Origin of the sequence: Sphingobium psychrophilum (assembly GCF_012927105.1) — a bacterium.
Lineage (GTDB): Bacteria > Pseudomonadota > Alphaproteobacteria > Sphingomonadales > Sphingomonadaceae > Sphingobium > Sphingobium psychrophilum.
In genome coordinates, this window is record NZ_JABBFV010000034.1 from 13434 (window position 1) to 29719 (window position 16286).

General features: G+C 63.6%; 20 protein-coding genes. 12 read left to right on the forward strand and 8 right to left on the reverse strand.

The window, feature by feature from the left end:
* Positions 1-5 precede the first annotated feature (5 nt).
* From HHL08_RS23510 to HHL08_RS23535, 6 genes are all read left to right on the forward strand, one after another.
* On the forward strand, positions 6-677 hold the full coding sequence (locus HHL08_RS23510; RefSeq protein WP_169575346.1) for a pyrimidine 5'-nucleotidase: 672 nt from the start codon (positions 6-8) through the stop codon (positions 675-677).
* Positions 674-1513 (forward strand): 2,3,4,5-tetrahydropyridine-2,6-dicarboxylate N-succinyltransferase, encoded by an 840-nt coding sequence (dapD, locus tag HHL08_RS23515; protein ID WP_169575347.1) that lies wholly within the window; start codon positions 674-676, stop codon positions 1511-1513. Before HHL08_RS23510 ends, dapD begins: the two co-directional genes overlap by 4 nt.
* A 227-nt stretch (positions 1514-1740) precedes the next feature.
* Positions 1741-2985, forward strand: coding sequence for a glycosyl transferase (locus HHL08_RS23520; RefSeq protein WP_169575348.1), 1245 nt, complete (start codon positions 1741-1743; stop codon positions 2983-2985).
* The gene (locus HHL08_RS23525; RefSeq protein ID WP_169575349.1) at positions 2978-4138 is read left to right on the forward strand and encodes a glycosyltransferase family 4 protein; all 1161 of its coding nucleotides are present in this window, start codon (positions 2978-2980) and stop codon (positions 4136-4138) included. The genes HHL08_RS23520 and HHL08_RS23525 overlap by 8 nt, the downstream gene beginning before the upstream one ends.
* Entirely contained in the window at positions 4138-5130 is a 993-nt protein-coding gene (locus HHL08_RS23530) for a sulfotransferase (protein ID WP_169575350.1), read from the forward strand. Before HHL08_RS23525 ends, HHL08_RS23530 begins: the two co-directional genes overlap by 1 nt.
* The gene (locus HHL08_RS23535) at positions 5093-5818 is read left to right on the forward strand and encodes a winged helix-turn-helix domain-containing protein (protein ID WP_206378063.1); all 726 of its coding nucleotides are present in this window, start codon (positions 5093-5095) and stop codon (positions 5816-5818) included. The genes HHL08_RS23530 and HHL08_RS23535 overlap by 38 nt, the downstream gene beginning before the upstream one ends.
* Positions 5819-5821: 3 nt before the next feature.
* On the opposite strand, the gene HHL08_RS23540 is transcribed toward HHL08_RS23535, so the two are convergent.
* The 6 genes from HHL08_RS23540 to HHL08_RS23565 form a co-directional block, all read right to left on the reverse strand.
* Positions 5822-6811: a DUF2891 domain-containing protein gene (locus tag HHL08_RS23540; RefSeq protein ID WP_169575351.1), complete on the reverse strand. Its 990-nt coding sequence runs from the start codon at positions 6809-6811 to the stop codon at positions 5822-5824.
* Positions 6808-7743 (reverse strand): DUF979 domain-containing protein, encoded by a 936-nt coding sequence (locus HHL08_RS23545; protein WP_169575364.1) that lies wholly within the window; start codon positions 7741-7743, stop codon positions 6808-6810. The genes HHL08_RS23540 and HHL08_RS23545 overlap by 4 nt, the downstream gene beginning before the upstream one ends.
* Complete coding sequence (locus HHL08_RS23550) at positions 7740-8417, reverse strand: DUF969 domain-containing protein (protein ID WP_169575365.1); 678 nt, start codon at positions 8415-8417, stop codon at positions 7740-7742. Before HHL08_RS23550 ends, HHL08_RS23545 begins: the two co-directional genes overlap by 4 nt.
* Before the next feature lie 18 nt (positions 8418-8435).
* Positions 8436-9014: a PAS domain-containing protein gene (locus HHL08_RS23555; protein ID WP_206378064.1), complete on the reverse strand. Its 579-nt coding sequence runs from the start codon at positions 9012-9014 to the stop codon at positions 8436-8438.
* A 107-nt stretch (positions 9015-9121) separates the two neighbouring features.
* Entirely contained in the window at positions 9122-9715 is a 594-nt protein-coding gene (locus HHL08_RS23560) for a nitroreductase family protein (protein WP_169575352.1), read from the reverse strand.
* Positions 9716-9793: 78 nt separating this feature from the next.
* Positions 9794-9979 (reverse strand): hypothetical protein, encoded by a 186-nt coding sequence (locus tag HHL08_RS23565; protein WP_169575353.1) that lies wholly within the window; start codon positions 9977-9979, stop codon positions 9794-9796.
* Positions 9980-10223: 244 nt separating this feature from the next.
* On the opposite strand from HHL08_RS23565, the gene HHL08_RS23570 reads away from it, so the two are divergent.
* From HHL08_RS23570 to HHL08_RS23585, 4 genes are all read left to right on the forward strand, one after another.
* Positions 10224-10502 carry a hypothetical protein gene (locus tag HHL08_RS23570; protein ID WP_169575354.1) on the forward strand — a complete coding sequence of 93 codons (279 nt, stop codon included), beginning with the start codon at positions 10224-10226 and terminating at the stop codon, positions 10500-10502.
* A gap of 348 nt (positions 10503-10850) precedes the next feature.
* Positions 10851-11147 carry an XRE family transcriptional regulator gene (locus HHL08_RS23575; protein WP_169575355.1) on the forward strand — a complete coding sequence of 99 codons (297 nt, stop codon included), beginning with the start codon at positions 10851-10853 and terminating at the stop codon, positions 11145-11147.
* Positions 11148-11524: 377 nt separating this feature from the next.
* A complete protein-coding gene (locus HHL08_RS23580; protein ID WP_206378065.1) occupies positions 11525-12103 on the forward strand; it encodes a hypothetical protein in 579 nt (192 codons plus the stop codon).
* Between the two features lie 634 nt (positions 12104-12737).
* Positions 12738-12926, forward strand: coding sequence for a hypothetical protein (locus tag HHL08_RS23585; protein WP_169575357.1), 189 nt, complete (start codon positions 12738-12740; stop codon positions 12924-12926).
* Between the two features lie 73 nt (positions 12927-12999).
* Here the strand turns inward: HHL08_RS23585 and HHL08_RS23590 are convergent, their stop codons facing one another.
* Both HHL08_RS23590 and HHL08_RS23595 read right to left on the reverse strand, forming a co-directional pair.
* Entirely contained in the window at positions 13000-13470 is a 471-nt protein-coding gene (locus HHL08_RS23590) for a hypothetical protein (RefSeq protein WP_169575358.1), read from the reverse strand.
* A 133-nt stretch (positions 13471-13603) separates the two neighbouring features.
* Entirely contained in the window at positions 13604-13786 is a 183-nt protein-coding gene (locus HHL08_RS23595; RefSeq protein ID WP_169575359.1) for a hypothetical protein, read from the reverse strand.
* A 360-nt stretch (positions 13787-14146) separates the two neighbouring features.
* On the opposite strand from HHL08_RS23595, the gene HHL08_RS23600 reads away from it, so the two are divergent.
* A complete protein-coding gene (locus tag HHL08_RS23600) occupies positions 14147-15208 on the forward strand; it encodes an acyltransferase family protein (protein ID WP_169575360.1) in 1062 nt (353 codons plus the stop codon).
* Positions 15205-15942: a GDSL-type esterase/lipase family protein gene (locus HHL08_RS23605; RefSeq protein ID WP_169575361.1), complete on the forward strand. Its 738-nt coding sequence runs from the start codon at positions 15205-15207 to the stop codon at positions 15940-15942. The genes HHL08_RS23600 and HHL08_RS23605 overlap by 4 nt, the downstream gene beginning before the upstream one ends.
* The last annotated feature ends 344 nt before the right edge of the window (positions 15943-16286 follow it).

Here is a 16286-nt window from a genome sequence, read left to right on the forward strand (position 1 = left end):
CGGCCATGCGCGCGGATATGGCCCATATCGACACCTGGATCTTCGATCTGGACAATACGCTCTATCCGGCGAAGGCGGACCTGTTCGCGCTGATCGACGTGAAGATGGGCGAATTTATCCAGGGGTTGCTAGGCTGCGACCCGGTCGAGGCGCGCACGGTCCAGAAACGCTATTTCATGGATCATGGCACGACATTGTCGGGGCTGATGCACCATCATGGCATCGAACCGCGCGCATTTCTCGACTATGTCCATGACATTTCGATGGACCGGCTGGCGGTCGATCCCGCGCTCAACGCCCATATCGCCGCGCTGCCAGGCCGCCGCCTGATCTTCACCAATGGCGACGCCGCCTATGCGACGCGCGTGCTCGACAAGCTCGGATTGGCCAATGCGTTCGAACTGATCCACGACATCCACGCCTGCCAATATGTGCCAAAGCCCGATCCGTCCGGCTATGCCGACCTGTGCCGCGTCCATGGCGTCGATCCCACCCGCGCCGCCTTCTTCGAGGACATGGCCCGCAACCTCAAGCCCGCCAAGGCGATCGGCATGACCACCATCTGGGTCAATAATGGCTCGGAAGCGGGCCATCACGACCATCATCCCGATTTCATCGATTTCGAGACGGACCATCTGACGCCATTTCTGGCCGCCATCATTGGGGAGCATCCATGAGCCAAGACCTGCAAGCCACCATCGACGCCGCGTGGGAAGACCGCGCCAATGTCAGCCTGACCACGCAAGGGCCGGTGCGCGATGCCGTCAATGCAGCGCTCGCGCTGCTCGACAGCGGCAAGGGCCGCGTCGCAGAGCCGGTGGATGGCGGCTGGCAGGTCAACCAGTGGCTCAAGAAAGCCGTGCTGCTCTCCTTCCGCCTGAACGACAACGCCCTGATCGACAACGGCCCCGGCGGCGGTTTCTGGTGGGACAAGGTGCCCAGCAAATTCGCCGGCTGGGGCGAGGCGGAATTTCGCGCCGCCGGTTTCCGCGCGGTCCCCGGCGCCTTCGCCCGCGCCGGCGCGCATATCGCCAAAAACGCCATCCTGATGCCCAGCTTCGTCAATATCGGCGCCTTCGTCGATGAAGGCACGATGGTCGATGCCTGGGTGACGGTGGGCAGCTGCGCCCAGATCGGCAAGAATGTCCATCTGTCGGGCGGCGTGGGCATCGGCGGCGTGCTGGAACCGTTGCAGGCCGACCCGGTCATCATCGAGGATGACTGTTTCATCGGCGCGCGGTCCGAAGTGGTCGAAGGCGTGCGCATCGGCAAGGGTTCCGTCCTGTCGATGGGCGTGTTCATCGGCCAATCGACCAAGATCATCGACCGTGCAACGGGGGAAATCTTCATGGGGGAAGTCCCGCCCTATTCGGTCATCGTCCCCGGCTCGCTCCCCGGCAAGCCGCTGCCCGACGGCACCCCCGGCCCCAGCCTCTATTGCGCCGTGATCGTCAAGCGCGTGGATGCGCAGACGCGCTCGAAGACTGGCATCAACGATCTGCTGCGCGACTGAAAACACCCATCCGTTCGCTTCGGACGAAGTCGAGAACCAAGGGCGCGTTCCCGGTTTCTCGACACGCTCGAAACGAACGGACGTTGAAACATAGCCGTTCCATGGCACTGCCCGGCCGCTACGTCGCGCCAATGTTACAGGGCGTCCACACCCTGACGCACGCTGAAATCCCGCCGCGATAAACAGGGCGCATCCCTCCATTCGGGTCTGATCGAGTGGAGTTTATCATGGGACGCGACTGGTTCGACCGGAGCGACGCCGCGGCGCTGGCCCCGCCACAACGGCTGTGCTTCTTCTTCAACGCCCAGATCCACCAGCTTTTCCACGCCTTGCCGATCGCGATCGAACTGTCGCGCGACCCGGCCTTCACCGTGGATATCATGGCCGCGACCGACGATCATCTGGCGCTGGCGCGGGATATCGCCGCCACGCGCGACGCCGGGCCGATCCGCTTCCTGCGCTGTGGCGGGCGCTGGCTGGATACGCTCGCTGGCCTGACCGGCGGCACGATCCCGCCCAAGCTCCCCGCCTTGCTCGCGGCGCGGCGGCGCTTGTCGCACTATGATGCGATCGTCCTGCCAGAACGCACATCCTTGCTGCTCAAGCGGCTGGGCCTGTCGCGCACCCGCTTCATCCACACCTGCCATGGCGCGGGCGACCGGGCGGTCGGCTATGACCGGCGCATCGCCCAGTTCGACTTCGTCCTGCTGGCGGGCGAAAAGCAGCGGCGACGGATGCTGGACGAAGGGCTGATCCGCGAGGGCCATTACGCCATCACCGGCTACAGCAAGTTCGACCTGACCCGCCCCCATGGCGACAGTCGGCACCTCTTTGCGCAGGACCGGCCCGTCATTCTCTACAACCCGCATTTCTCGCCCCGCCTGTCCTCCTGGCCGACCATGGGGGAGGATGTCATTCGCCAGTTCGCGCAGGACAACCGTTTCAACCTGATCGTCGCGCCGCACATCCGCCTGTTTGACAATCGCCGCAAACGCGCGGCAATGGAGCGCCGCCTGGCCGATCTCGCGCGCCTGCCCCATGTCCATATCGACCTGGGCAGCCGGGCCAGCATCGACATGCGCTACGTCCATATGGCCGCGCTCTATCTGGGCGACGTTTCCAGCCAGATTTACGAATATCTCGCCCGCCCCCGCCCCTGCCTGTTCCTGAACGGCCATCGCGCCGACTGGCAGGAGGATCGCAGCTACGGCCATTGGCGCTATGGCCCGGTGCTGGAGTCGGCGCAGGGCATAGCCGATGCCGCGGCCGACGCGATCGCCAGCCATACGGCCTATGCGGAAACGCAGCGGCAGGGCGTCGCGCGCACCTTCGCCCAACCGACCGATGCCCCCGGCGACGCCGCCAGTGTCCGCGCGGCGCGCGCGCTCACCCACTATCTCACGCGCAGCCAGTGGGGGACGCGCCCGGCCCTGGATGGCCTCCCCCGGCTGAAGCTGGCCGCCCATGTCTGACTCCCCCACATCGCTCTGGATCGTCGCCCGCGTGTATGAACCCGATGAGGGCGGCGTGCAGACCTATGCGCGCGAAGTCGCCCGCGCCTACGCCGCGCAGGGTCGCCGCGTCACCATCTTCGCCAAATCCTCCGCCGGCCCGCGCCGGATCCAACAGGACGGGGTTGATCTGATCGACGTCGGCGCGGCGTCGATGCTGACGGTTTACTGGCGACTGTTCCGGGCGATGCTCGGCGCGTGGCTGGGTGGCGACCGCCGTGCCCTCATCCACGCCTGCACCTGGCGCGCGGCGCTGCCCGCCCTGCTCTTCCCGCGCCCGCTGGTCGTCACCGTCCATGGTCGGGAAGTCGGGCGACCGCGCGGCGTCGCGCTGCTGTTGCTGCGCCTGGTGCTGCACCGCGCGCGGCGGATCGTCGCGGTCAGCGACGTAACGCGCACGCTGTTGCTCGATCGCCTGCCGCATCTGGCGACGCGCACCATCACCGCCTGGAACGGGGTGATCATGCCGGCCGATCGCGCGTCCACCGCCTTTGCGCGGGGCGTTGGCGGCGCGCAATTGCTCACCGTCTGCCGCCTCGTCGCGCGCAAGAATATCGCCGCCGCGGTGCGGGCCGTCGCCGGCTGTGTCCAGGGCGGCGCGCATCTGCGCCATGTCATCATCGGGCGCGGTATCGATTCGGTGCGGGTGCGTGAAACTATCCGCCATTGCGGCCTCGATGGTACGGTCACCATGGCCGGCTACGTATCGGCGCAGGATCTGGCGGACGCCTATGCCGCCGCCGACATCTTCCTCCACCCGCAGGTCGCGATGGAGGATGGCGCGGAAATCGAGGGCTTCGGCCTGTCGGTCGCCGACGCCATGGCGCAGGGGCTGGTGTGCATCGTCGGCCGCGACGGCGGCCCGGCCGAATTCGTCCGCGACGGGGTGACCGGCTTCGTCGTCGATGGCCAGTCGATCGACGCGATCCGCACCACGCTCGACCTGCTGGTCGCCGATCCGGCCTTGTGCCGCCGCATCGGCGACAGGGCGCGGGCCTGGGCAGCGGAAAGCCTGTCCTGGGACCGGCATTGCCGCCTTTGCCTGAACGAAATGGGCCTGGGCGAGGGCGATGCGGGCGCGACTCCTCGTGTCGCCATGGCGAAAGCCGCCTGATGGCTGCGATCGTCCATATCGGCTATCACAAGACCGGCACGACCTGGTTTCAGGACAGCTTCTACCCCGCCATCCGCAACCGCCGCTACATCCCCCGCGCGACGGTGCGCGCCGCCTTCCTTGATGCCGGCGCGCTCCATTTCGATCCGCTCGACGCGCGGCGACGGCTGGGCGACGCACCCGACGATATGATCCTGTGCGAGGAAAATCTGACCGGCGGGCTGCATAATGGCGGCCTGGCCGGCAACCTCAGCAAGGATGTCGCCGATCGCATCCGCCGCACCCTGCCCGATGCGCAGATCGTCATCTTCGTGCGCGATCCTTTGTCCGCCATCGTGTCGGCCTGGCTGCAATATGTGAAGGGCGGCGGCACGTTCGGCCTGCGCCGCTATCTGTTCGGCCGCGATTCGCTCAGCCCGGTGGCGCCCGAACGAGACGAAGCGCCCGGCTTCCGTCTCGACCATTTCGACACGATCCGCCTGATCGCCCATTATGACGCGCTGTTCGGGCCGGACCGGGTCCATGTCTTCCGCTATGAGGATTTCCGCGCCGACCCGCGCGGCTTTGCTGCCGCCTATGCAGCGCGCTTCGGGCTGGACGTGGACCTCGCTTATGTCGACTGGCGCGCGCGCAATCCCTCGCTCAGCCGCTCGCTTCTCTGGCTGGCGCGCGCGATGAACCTCTTCACCCGCCGCGCCGTCGCGGAAAAAAGCTGGCTGGTCGACATGCCTGGCTGGTACGGCGTCAGCCGCCGCCTGCTGCGCCGCGCCAATGCGTCCGGCCGGTTCGGCCGTCCCTTGACGACGCATGACCTGCTCGAGGATGCGCTGGCCCACCGGCTGCGCGCTCATTTCGCACCGGGCGAACGCCTGCTGACGGCACGGCTACAATGGCAGGCGCGCACGGACAATAGGGACGGGACGGTTTTGCGCTGGCGGCAGCGTCCTTGCGGGCATGACGATCTCGCACAGTCGCCTTCTCATCGTCGATAACGACAGCGCCCAGCTCGCCCAGCTGGCCGATAATTTCGCCCGCTACGGCCTGATCGTGGAGGGCGCGGAAACACCGTTGCAGATGCGTACGGCGCTGGCGCAGCACAATTATGCGCTGGTCGTGCTCGACCCCGCCATCGCCCCGGAACAAGGGGCGGCGCTGCTGCGCGAACTGGCGATCGAACGCCGCCTGCCGGTGATCGTCCACAGCGCCGCCTGCGGCGAAGCGGACCGGATCGCTGCGCTGGAGCTGGGCGCGGAGGATTGCCTGTGCAAGCCCGCCAACCCGCGTGAACTGCTGGCCCGCATCCGCGCCGCGCTGCGCGGCCGCATGGCACCAGGCGCGCACAAGGACGCCGCCGCCGCCGCGCGCAGCTTCGCCTCGTTCGAAGGCTGGCGCGTGGACATGACCACCGGCCAGTTGTTCGATCCGAAAGGGACGGCCGTCTCCCTGTCCGATGGCGAATTTCAACTGCTGCGCGTCTTTGTCGAACATCCGCGCCAGGTGCTCGACCGCGGCCGCCTGCTCGACCGCGTCTATGGCGCGACCACCGACCATTATGACCGATCGATCGATGTCCAGCTATGCCGGTTGCGCCGCAAGCTATCCGCCAGCGGCCTGAAAGGCCCGGTCATCCGCACCATCCGCAACGAAGGCTATATGTTCGTCCATGCCGTGACGAACTGAACACTATTCCAGCGCCAAAAGGGCGAAGGTGGCGAGCCAATGTTCGCCCATATAATCGCCCGCGACATGGGGCAGGCTGGCGGCGACATGGACCCGCGCCGCCTGCTGCGCCAGCGGTGCGACCGCATCGTCCGGCCCCAGCGCGGCGCCGATCGCGCGCCAGCACCAGCCCCGGCTCAAATTCAGGCCGTCGAGATGCGCGATCTTGCCGTCGCTACGGTCCGACACGGTGGCCGGCGTGAACAGCGTTGCCGGTTCGCCGCGCGCCAGGTCGGGTAGGAAGGCGTGGAACCAGTCGGCAAAGGCGGCGTGATCGAGCAACCGGCTCATCAGCAGCGCTTCGCATAGCGCGGGCGAGAGAAATTCGTCGCCGCCCGGCTCCCACGCCTGGCACCCCCGATCCTGCCCGAACCAGCCGATCGCCTTGTCGCGGATCAGCGTCACCAGCGCCGGATCGCGCACCTTCGCCCAGTCCAGCGTCAGGGTGAGCGCAAAGGCGATGTTGAAATGGGTGCCGACCCGCAGCGGATAGGTCAGCTTGGGCAGGAAGGCATGGAACCGCGCCGCGAACGCCTCTGCCAGCGGGGCGAAGGCCGTCGCCCAGGGCGCGTCATGCCGCGCCAGTTCATCATGCAGCGCCAGCGCCCAGGCCCAGCCATAGGGCCGTTCGAACCCGGCGCTCAGCGGCCGGTGCAGATAGGCGAGTTCCCCCGCCACCTTGTCCGGCACCAGCATCGCGTCGGCCCGCGCCCGGATCGCGCCCGCCTGCGCCATGTCGGGGAACAGGCGCATCAACCGCATCACCTGCCACCAGCCATGGACGCAGCTATGCCAGTCGAAACTGCCGTGAAAGATCGGGTGATGCTCATCGGGCGGGCGCGCATCCTCCGGCCCGCCCATCACCAGATCCATCTTGTAGGGATAGCGCCGCCCCAGATGGGACAGGGTCAGCGCGGCGAAACGATCGGCGATGTCTTGCGTCAGAAGCGTCATGGGAAAGCCAGCCAGTAGATTAGAGCGATGTTGACGATCAGCAGTGGGACGGCGGTGCCGACCTGCCGCTTGATGACGCCATGCTTGTCCTTCAGTTCCAGCAGCGCGGCGGGGACCAGATTGAAATTCGCCGCCATGGGCGTCAGCAGCGTGCCGCAGAAACCCGCCAGCATCCCGATGGCGCACACGATCGCCGGATCGCCATGATAGGTGCGGATCAGCAGCGGGATGCCGATCGCTGCGGTCATCACCGGGAAGGCGGCAAAGGCGTTGCCCATGACCATGGTGAACAGCGCCATGCCCAGGCCATAGGCGATCACCGCGCCGATCAGGCTGCCCTGCGGGATCGCCTGTTGCACGATGCCGCCCACGACATCGCCCACCCCCGCCAGCGCGAACACCGCGCCCAGGCTGGCCAGCATCTGCGGCAGGATCGCGGCCCAGCCGACACAGTCCATCAACCGCCGCCCCTGCTGCAACGGCACGAGTGCACTGGCACGCAGCCACAGGCACCCCACCGTCATCGCGATGAGCACGCCGAGCGCCAGCGCGATCAGCGTCGCCTGCTTGGCGTCGAACCAGCCCGGCGCGGCCTTGAACAGGAAGGTGCCGGCCAGCGCCGTCACCGGGATGATGAGCGCGATGGCGAACAGCCGGTTGCCGAAGCGATCGGCGCGCGCCTGCCGCACGTCCGCCGGCACCACGCCATTGCCCCGGCCAAGCCCCAGCGCGCCCAGCGCGACCAGGCCCAGCACCAGCACGCCATTGCCCAGGTCGCCGAGCGCGTCCCCCGCCCACATCGATGTCGCGAGCAACGCCCAGAAGGCGGCCGTGGTCCAGCGGCGCGGATTGCCCCGGTCAGCCACACCCAGCAGCGCAAAGGCGGCGAACACCGCGCCCGCCAGCGCATAGACCCAATGCAGCGTGATCATCGCGCGCGCGCCGCCCGGATGCGCGCCAGCCTCTTGTCGAGCCGCCACAGCCGAAAACCATGGATCAGCAGCGCGGCGATCGCCGTCGGGATCGCCCAGACCGACAGCTGGAGCGGCTCCAGGCTGATCCCATATTGCTCCAGCAGACCCTTGATCAGCAGGATCGACCCGATCGCCAGGAAAATATCCTCGCCAAAGAATAGCCCGACATTGTCGGTCGCCGCGGCCCAGGCCTTGATTTCCTCCCGCTCATCCTCGTCCAGCCCGCCCGCCTGGGTTTCCGCCGCCACTTCCGCAATCGGCGCGACCAGCGGGCGGACCGTCTGCGGATGCCCGGCCACCGACGTCAGCCCAACCGCCGACAACGCCTGTCGCACGATCAGGTAGAAGATCAGGAAGCGCCCGACCGTCGCCCCGCGCATCTTCGCAATCAGGCCGCGCGCGCGCTCCTGCAACCCATGCGCTTCCAGCAGGCCGACGACCGGCAGCACGATCCAGATGATGCTGACATAGCGCGCTTCGTTGAACGCCTTGCCGAACGCCGTCAGGATCGCCAGCGGGTCCAGCCCCGCGGCCAGGCCGGTGACGATAGCCGACGCCAGGATCACCAGCAGCGGGTGAAAACGCAGCAGAAAGCCCGCCACGATGATCGCAATGCCCAGCAACACCATCAGCGGCGCGCGCCCGCCATGCTACAGCCCCGCCTCGATCGCCAGCCGGATGCCTTCGGCCGCGGTGCGCACGTTCAGCGCGCGCAGCATCGCCGCGCGGTGCATCTTCACCGTGCGTTCGGTTAGCCCAAGATCATAGGCGATCTGCTTGTTGAGGCGGCCCTGCGCCATGCCGACCAGCACCGCGCGCTGGCGCTCGGTCAGCGTCGCGATCAGGGCGATGGCGTCCTCCGCCCGTTGGTCGCCGGGTTCCTGCACCGCCATTTGCGATCCCAGGAACCATTCCACCGATCCGTCCGGCCCAAAGATGGGCGCGATCATCAACGCATTGCGAAACGGCGTGCCGTCCTTGCGATAATTGAGCAGTTCGACCAGCACCGGCCGATTGGCGCGGATGGCCTCGCGGATCATGTCCGTGCTCGCGCCGTCCGTACCCGGCCCCCGCAAAAAGCGACAATTGCGGCCGATAATCTCTTCACGGCTATAGCCGGTGAGCGCCGTGAAGGCGTCATTACATTCGATAATCGGGTTGTCGGGCAACCGTGGGTTGGTCACGACAGCAGGGACGGCGCTTTCGGCGATCATTTCAGGAAGGGACATGGACGACAGACACTCATCGGGACGAAGGCGCGTCGCCAATGCGACGCCCTTCGCTATCGTGCCCCAAATCACCCCCTCACCGCAAGGCGAGCGAGTGATATAGCGCGTCAGCCTGCGAAATTGCCCGAATGGGCGAAGGCTTCAATCGGCTTGCGGTCGCTGGGTTCCTCGCGCGCCTGCAATGCTTCGGGCAGCACCGCCTTGTCGCCCTGCCGGCCGATCGCGACCGCCGCCTCGATGCGGAAACGCTCCGGCACCGCCAGTTCGGCGCGCGCCTTGTCGAAATCGACGCCGGTCATGCCATGGGTGTGATAGCCCAGCCGCGTCGCCTGCAACGCCAGCAGCGCCCAGGCCGCGCCCGCATCGAAGCTGTGGCTGTGCGACGGCTTGAAATCGTCCGATCCCGGCGCCGCCATCAACGTGTCGGACAGGATGAAGACGATCGCGCCAGCATTCTGTACCCAGCTCTGGTTGAAGGGTGCCAGCAGTTCCAGAAAGCGCGACCAGTCGGCGCTGTCGCGATGGGCATAGAGGAAGCGCCAGGGCTGATAGTTAAACGCAGACGGCGCCCAGCGGGCGGCATCGAAAATCGTGTCGAGATCGTCCTGCGGTACAGCGGAGGAATCGAAAGCGCGGGGCGACCAGCGCTCCAGAAACAGGCTGTCGACGGCGCGGGTTACGGCGCGGGGGTTGGTGGCCATGCTAACTCCTGGGAAAGGGGCAAAGGGAAAGAGACGCCGATCTAGGATGTCTTTCGCCATGGCGAAATCATCAATCCGTCAATTGACCGTTTCGCGGAGAGGCCCGGCGCGATCGTCCAGACCGGAAAAGGGAAACAGCGCGTCGGCGTCCCGCTCGATCAGCACGACGGACGGTTCGCGCAGCAGGGCCTGCGCCAGCCGCGCGCGCCAGCGCCCGAACACGCTCTCGGCCTCCTGGCCATCCTGCTCCTGTCCGTCCTGCATAGCTGCTCCGCGCCGACTCATGCGGCTTATCTATCGATCTTATAGAGAATCGTCCTGCAAGCAATGCTCGGCCATAGGACAGAAAATTTTGGGATGGCGCTGCGGTATGGCCAACATGCCCTCCGCTGCGGCATTTACGGTTGATCGTCACGGCGATGGTGCATAGCCTGTCGGTCAACGGCCATGGCCCTAGCGTCCATGCGCCTGTGCTGGTCCGATCTTCATGAAACAAGGCTTTACCCCTATGACCCCATTCGAACGCGCCGAAACTGCGGCCTGGAACGACCTGTTGCGCCAGGGCGTGCAGGCGCATGTCGACACGGGCGCGATCAATGGGAATGTGGATATGCGGGCCATCGTCCGCGCCATCTTCACCGCCATCCACGAACCAAGCCAGAAAATGGCGGAGGCCGGTTCCGAAATCACCCGCACCGTGTCGGCCGGGGAGGTCGACGGGGCCTATCAAAGCGATGCCGCCAATATCTGGCGATTCATGGTCGATGTGCTGTTGGAAAGAGGGTAAAGCCTGACTGCTCAACGCCGTCGATCGACGATCATACGACGCGATAATGCCGCCCGCAAAACGATGCGCCAGTGGCTATGCCAATCCGGCTTGCGCCAGCATTTTGCGGATGTCATCTGGGAGAAAATTGGCGGGCCGCGCCCGACGATGATGAGCACTATGTCTACGCTATAGCCCTCTAACGCCGCATATCGGGATGCCTGTCGGGAGAATGCGACGGTCTCCGTAGATGGCCGCGATGCGCTTTGATGGTAATGGGGGCTACCACTGGGCGGACCATCGAGCCTCGACGCTCATATTTTAATGTGTTAGGGTCATTAAAACGTGTGAACTGGATGTGAGGCAGACTTGTCGTATGAGGAGTTTATATCGGAACTCGGCAAGGCCGGCTTGAGCGTGCGCAAGTTTGCCGATTTGGTCGGCATGCGTCCCAATTCTGTGTCGAACAATGCAAAACGCGGCCAGGTCCCGACGCATTTGGCCGTGATCGCCGCGTTACTTTCTGAGCTGGGGGCTCACCGCATCCCAATCGACCCGATCTTCTCGCGTCTCAATCTGACCAAAAGCGCAAAGAAGCCGCGTGGAGCTTCGGCTGTCGGCAAGTTTGGAGGCGACAAGCAAGGCCGTCTTGAGTTGCTGCCATGACTCAATCGATCTCCATCACGCTTGATATGGCGCACGAAATGCTCGGATGGCCTGAGCCGAAGCAGGTGACCCATCCCAGGGTTCAGGGGCGTCGGTCTATGCGTCGTTGGTTCATGACAAGATCGGTCGTTCCCTCGGCTCTTCCCCCGATTTTCGCAATGCACGCCTTGGTGTCCTGATGGCGGATCCCGACGCTGCGACTTCCGAACCGCCGCTCGCGATTGTCGTCGAGTTCGATCAGAGTCCAAGCGCCGACGCGCTGCGCGAGATTCAGCGGCTATCGTGGAACTTCTCGCACTCGCCCACGCTCATCACTATTGAACCCACGACGCTGCGGGTACACGCAGCGGGTCCGAGACAGTATTCTTCCGCTTTCAGTGGCCGGAACCCTGCCGGCTGCTTTTGGCGAATGGTCCTTTACCGAGAATACGGTCGATCACGAACAGCCCATCGAAACCTGCGAACTCTGCGGCCAGCAGGATCTTCGCTACCATTTCGAGATCGCCAATCAATATACCGACTCGAAGCTCTGGGTCGGCTCCCACTGCATACTTCAGTTCGACGTGGCCGTCCTTGAGAAGGGTCGGCGTCTGTCGCCGACAGAGGCGAAACGACACCTCACCAAACTGACCCAGCAGATGCAGTTGGAATCCTGCATCCGCACCCTTGAGCAGTTTGCGACGAAAGAGAGCAACCCCATCCTGTCGGGAGCACTCGATTACTATCGCAAGAACAAGAAGCTCACGCCTAAATATGCCGCCGTCGTGTTCTGGAAGCTCCAGGCGTTCAACGTCGATCACCACCCGTCGTTCTTTCAGGTCGAGCTTCGTCGCGCGCAGCACGTCGAGGATCTTCGACAGATGCCGACCGCGCGCGTCCATCGCTTCTGGAGCGCATTGACGACGGCGCAGCGTCGCAAGGCTGTTGAACTGGGTCACGCGCCACCAGAGGGATAAACTGCGGCGATCAGGATGCACGGTTTTCTGGCTTCTCGGTTTTGCACATCCTGATCCGGCTTTTTTCTCCCGGCTCCCGCTGACGCTCACGCCGAACGAGTCGCTTGGGGGCGCCGCCCCCTGGCGCGGGCAAGGGTGAAGCGCGGCAAGCCGCGCCGACCGGGGTGGTCTCCCCGACCTTCCGCGCGGATGCGATGTTCAGCACATCCGTCATTACGGACATCCGCTTGTGCAGGCCGGGTAATCCCCCTCCACCCCGGCCGCCCTGGCTCTTGCACCCCCCGGTCTCGCCGACGGGCAGGGTTTCAGCGCGGCGCTTCGCTGCGCGAAACCCAAGCCCATGAGGAGCAAGACCATGACGACCATCGCCAATGATAGGACCGCCACCCCCGCCATTTTCACCGGCACGGAGGTGTTCATCCCGCTCAACAAGCTCGCCGCGTAGAATTTGTCAGGCGACGCCAGTCCGTGCGCCGGGCGCGCAGAGGCGGTCGCCGGCTTTGTTGCCGTCGAGGTCATAGTCGATCTCCGATGTGATGAACCTGCAAGGGTTGCTTGCAGGTTGGGTTTACGGCGCGGGCGGCGCCGGGGTGTCGGCCTTGATGCCAGACATCTGCTGCCCGACGGTGCGGTGATGGTGACGATCAAGCGGAAGGTCGCGAACCCAGTCCAGCCGGCGGAGATGCCGGCTGCGAGGATCATCCAGATCGGCCACGCGTATTCGGCCGCAAGCGCGCCGCCGAGCGCGCCGAACGCCGGCAGCATCGTCACCTCGACAACGACCTGTTTCCGCCCCACCTCGCCGCCGCGCTCGTACTTTTGACCGAGACGACCGATCTGTCCGGAGGCCACCGCGAACACCATGAGGGCGAACGCGGGCCAGCTATCTTTCAAAGTCACGGGTGAGCCGCCGATACTACGCCGATCCCGACGCCCATGAGTGCAAAACCGGTGCTGACGAGCAGGCTGAGGGATCGACGCTTCGTTACTGCGGCATGGACCGATGCCATGCCGGTGCACATCGAGACGGCGCCAGCGAGATCCATACCACGATCAAAGCCGTCCCATCGCCCCGGCGAGCGTGCGACCAGCTGCGCGACATCGCCGACGCTGCCGAACGACAAACCCGTTCCGATTAGCAGCATACCAAGGAAGAGGAGCATTACCGACCAGGGCGTCGTAATCGCGATCAGCAGTTCCGTATATTGCTTGTCGAGACTGGCGATCAGGCGCTTGCGACAGAACGCCTTGTCCGCTCCGTCGCAGAGCGCGAGATGGAGCAAGCAGCGCGCCACGGGTTTCAGGCCGTGGAAGCCAACCACTGCGAAGCGGATTGATGATAGGAAGATAATCCAGACGGCGGTCACGCCGACGATATGTATAACTGTTGGCTCAGACATGCGCCCGCCCTCCCGCGACCGTATAGGTCGCAAAGCTGCTGTTGTTCATTTTTGAGACTCCAGATGACGGTAAATTTAATCGTGCGCCGCGCTGCCGCTGTTATGCAGCGCCCTCGGGGACCTTTTGAAAGCTGAAACGATGCTGATCGCTGTTGTGCTGCCGGCGCTCGTCGCGCCCGTTTTTTACCTTGCGAACCAGAGATACAAACGGGTTGCCCGTGTCCGCGCCCGACGTGATCGTCAGAATGCAGAATGTCGCGCGAATGATGCAGCGCGCAATCATCGAGGTCCGGCATTGCGCAACTAGCAAGCGCTTGTCGGATCTACCCTAGCGAAACTCGCCAAGTGGGTGCATGTGGCGCCAAGTCGTTGAAGGCGATTTCCCGGCCTTTCTCGATCTCGGGGATAGTTATTATGCGCTTTCTGAAACGCTTGAAATGCGTGCTGACGCGCTCGCACATGTTTACGCTGAGTGTGCGAAAGCCAGGATACGAGACATGTGTTCTTTGCCACAAAAGACGTCCGGTTCAGGCCCCGTAATCGACGTAGGAACTCGGCTACCTCCACTGGCGCTTTTTTAGGACAGCAGATTAGGCTAGGAACGTCGTTGGGGCCGGCACACCGCGGCAAAACGGGGGCTATCTTGGAAAAACCACACACTCTTGTAAGCTTGCAGGGGTTGCGCTTCTTCGCTGCATTCCTTGTCCTAGTCGGACATGTTCAAGCAGAATCAATCAGAACTTTTGGAAACGCCGGAGATCCCCTGTCCTACCCCTGGGCAGTGGGGGTCGATATCTTTTTCGCGATTTCTGGTTTCGTCATGGCCATAACTGCCGCCGATAAGGCCGGGTCGCTAGGGAACGCGAAGGTCTTCCTCTATCGCCGTCTCGTGCGGATCGTTCCAATCTACTGGATTTTCACGACGTTGGCCGTGGTGATGCTATTTGCTGCGCATAAAGGTATCTCGGTAAGCGAGGTCGTATCTTCGTACGCCTTCATCCTTTGGTCCGATGGGCCGATTGATAATCGTGCTACCCCCGTACTGAGCATTGGCTGGACGATTAATCATGAAATGATGTTCTACCTTTTCTTTGGCTTGACGATGCTCTTGCCGCGGAAATATTCGCTTACCGCGCTTGTAGTCGCCTTGTCGCTAATGATGATCTCGCACGGGTTCATCACCAAAGAGCATTCTACGTTATACACGTGGACAAACCCGATAATTGGTGAGTTCCTCGTTGGCGTTGGTCTAGGACAAATCTATAAGCGCGGCGTCAGGATTAGACCGATCTTTGCCGTTATAGTTACGTTCGTGTGCCTCATATTTTTGGGGTTGCTTCCGGAAGTCTATGACTGGCGCCCCCTTGCATGGGGCGCCCCAGCGTCAATCATCGTTGCAATGATCGTATTAAGCTCAGACATCTCCATAGATCACCCGCTAAATCGAATGATGAAGCTCGGCGGTGATGCGTCATACTCCATCTACCTGTCCCATATTTTCACGTTGAATGCCGTGAGCACGATATGGGGCAAGATGCGCTTGCCCGAAGTAGCTGGTCTGTACGTCGCCTGCGCTATTGCGGCATCGGTAATCGCCGGTGTCATCGTGCACTTGATAATCGAAAAGAAGATCGCGGACATCTTACGCCCAAGAACAGGTGGCGATCGTAAGGCGTTGGCAACTCCAGAACCAGCCCACTCGTGAACCATCCAGCCCGCAAGATACCGGCTCGATTTATCCCGATAGCCGCACTCTGCTTTCTGGCTGCCGCGGCGGTTCCGATTGTCGCCCCCGCCGCCCCGAACGACGTCGTCCGACCCTGCGATGGTCCTCAGTTAAACCGCATGGATCGATACGAGGCGGTTCGGCGAGTCGCCCAACGAAACCCCGCCGTGATCTTCCTCGGCGACTCCATTACGGCGTTCTTAGCCACCGCGGAGGGCCGGCCAGCGTTCAACCGGCATTACGCCAACTTGAACGCCGGGATTGTTGCGGTGAGCGGCGATGCGAGTGTCAACACATTATGGCTCTTGAACACATTGCCGAAAATTACGCCGAAAGTCGTAATTCTACTAACCGGGGCGAACGATACCCGCTGCAATTTAAGTCCGGCAACCACAGCGGCGAATACCGGGAAAATCATTTCGTTCGTACAAGCTAATTGGCAGGGAGCGCGAATCTTACTGATCCCAACCCTGCCTCGCGACTCTGATCCAGAAGCGGTGACGGGAGCGGGGCTAGAGCGGCGGTTTGCCCATACACCCGGCGTGAAAATCGTCAGCATGCGGGACCTATTCTACAACGCCACCCGCCCCCTCGGATTGCGAGACGACGTCCGTGATCGCGTTCATCCTACTGCTGAGAAGCAGGAGGCGATGGCAGCGAGGCTGGGGCCTGTAATCGAGCGCGAACTGCGGCAATCTTCCGCTTCGGACTAGAGAGACCATAGGAAACACGGAGCATCACCATGTCGCGATCGCAACCCGCTGCCATGTGTTGCTCGCTACGCATACGTAAATAAAGCCGGCCGCTACGGCTATCTGTCTCGTCACGCCGGGAGAAGTAGCGGTCGCTGGAGCCGCGACAAGTTCGCAAATAGTAGGACCATCCGCATCGCTTCCAGGCGCTCCAACCTTCCTCTTCATCCTTCCCAATGCGTCGTAACCGACCGGTTGAGGCCGCCTGCCTTGCTGTGACGTGAGCGCGTAAGGGACGTCCATAAGGACGTCGATATGGACGTCCTGAGCCAGAGCGAGGGACGGCAGTGGAGATATTGGGCCGG